The organism is bacterium (genome assembly GCA_037131655.1).
Lineage (GTDB): Bacteria > Armatimonadota > Fimbriimonadia > Fimbriimonadales > JBAXQP01 > JBAXQP01.
This window is the reverse complement of the sequence record JBAXQP010000405.1, coordinates 1-2011: the sequence shown is the minus strand read 5'-3', so window position 1 is coordinate 2011 and position 2011 is coordinate 1. Positions and strand designations below refer to the sequence as shown.

At 44.3% G+C, this 2011-nt stretch carries 2 protein-coding genes; both read right to left on the bottom strand.

What is annotated here, in order from left to right:
* Positions 1-767: DNA mismatch repair endonuclease MutL (mutL, locus tag WCO51_13005; GenBank protein MEI6514172.1), on the bottom strand; the 767-nt coding region annotated here is incomplete at its 3' end.
* Positions 764-2011, bottom strand: a 1248-nt coding sequence (locus tag WCO51_13000) for an N-acetylmuramoyl-L-alanine amidase (protein MEI6514171.1), incomplete at its 5' end; no start/stop codon positions are given. The genes mutL and WCO51_13000, both read right to left, overlap by 4 nt.

Here is a 2011-nt window from a genome sequence, read left to right as displayed (position 1 = left end):
TTAAGATATACCCATTGTCTATCTCGTTGACTACGTTGATAATCACGTTGTGACAGCCAACCTTTCAAGCTCATATTGTCATAATGTTCATTAACCAACACCACATCATTCAAGAAGGCTTGCCCAAATAATTTTTTTACTCTTTGTAGATGGCTTTGCTCACTGTGACCCGCTGGTAAAGCTAACGTTTGCTTACCATTATGAGACAAAACCAATGCCACATTCGGTGCAGATAAAGCAAACTGTTTGACCACCAATTCTATGGCTTGATATTCCATACGCTCTGTTTTAAGAAAGGTCTTTCGCACTGGGGTATTGAAAAATAGATCTCGCACTTCAATGGTTGTCCCTTGAGTACGTGCAAAAGGTTTCAAGCGGATCCCAGTCTCATCTGTAGACAACATCATACCGTGGGTCTGATCGGCGGTCTTAGAATAAAGCGCCATACGCGATACAGAAGCGATACTTGCCAGCGCCTCGCCCCGAAAACCCATCGTGGTAATATGATATAAATCCGTTACATGCTCGATTTTAGAAGTGGCGTGAGCTGCAATTGCCAAATGCAGGTCTTCAGCACAAATACCTATGCCATTATCACTTATTTTCATATAATTTAAACCGCCAAAACCTATCTCAATGGCTATTGAGGTAGCCTTTGCATCCAGTGCATTTTCTAACAACTCCTTGATCACCGAGGCGGGTCTCTCAATCACTTCACCCGCCGCAATTTGGTTTGCCAACGCCAAAGATAACTGTCGAATTCTCATCCTCGTCTGGACCTTCGAGTATAATTAGACAATTGCGCTTGCCTTTGATACTGGCGACTCGATGCCATGGCTTCGAGCCTAGAACCATGAGGCGGGTATTCCCAAAAATACTGTTTAATACCCGTAACAATTGCCTGACATAAGCGCATTTGATAGGCCGCTGAGTTCAAATTCATTTCTTCTCGTTGATTAGAAATAAACCCTGTTTCAATCAAAACCGATGGAATATCAGGGGATTTCAGCACCATGAACCGCGCTTGCTCTACTTTATGACTATGCAGGTCGGTCATTTTATTCAATCCAAACAACACATGATGCCCAAACTGCAAACTTGCGCCAATAGTGGCGGTTTGAGACAAATCAAGCAACACGCCACGAATAACACCATTGCGATCATCTAACCCGGCCAAATTAACTCCGCCAAGTTCAGAGTAATTTTCTTTTTCAGCGAGCCAACGTGCCGCTTCAGAGGTAGCACCTCTTTGTGACAAGGCAAAAACAGAGGCGCCATGAGAATTATGATTACCAAACGCATCCGCATGAATGGCAATGAACAAATCCGCATTATGCTTACGAGCAATGGTCATTCTTTGTCGTAAACCCACATAATAATCACCTTCTCTAGTAAGAACCGCACGCATACCTGGCTGCTTATCGATCAACACTTTGAGTCTACGAGCAATTGCCAAAACAATTTGCTTTTCGTGAGTGCGTTTTACGCCTATTGCACCAGGATCTTTACCGCCATGACCTGGATCTAAGACCACAACCACGTCACGATTAGAGTGCAACTTAGGGTATGACTTTTGTGACACTATCACAGCACTTGGTTTAGCTTGATAACGAGCGTTGTTGGATGGTGCGCTTTGGATAGCTTTATTGGGAATTATCGTTAAACGCCAGGCCTGTTCATGGGGGCGCGATTGCCAAGATGCTGTTCTTAGGGTGACTGCCTGTTTCATTTCAAACACCAATCGCAGTGATTGAGGCCGTGGATGACCTATACGAATAGAACGAATCAAGGCTGAACCTTGAAGCAATCGTTGTATATTTAAATGGGTATAAGTATCGCTTAAATCAATCACCACGCGTTCTGGGTGATGCAAAACAAAGACCTGATGATGCTCATGTCCTGCCACAGAAAACCCCAAGACCAACTGTGGGCGTTGACTCAAGATCGTAACACGAGTGAGCTCTGCGGCTGTCGCTGGCAACATAACCATACAAACGAGCAGCGTCATAAC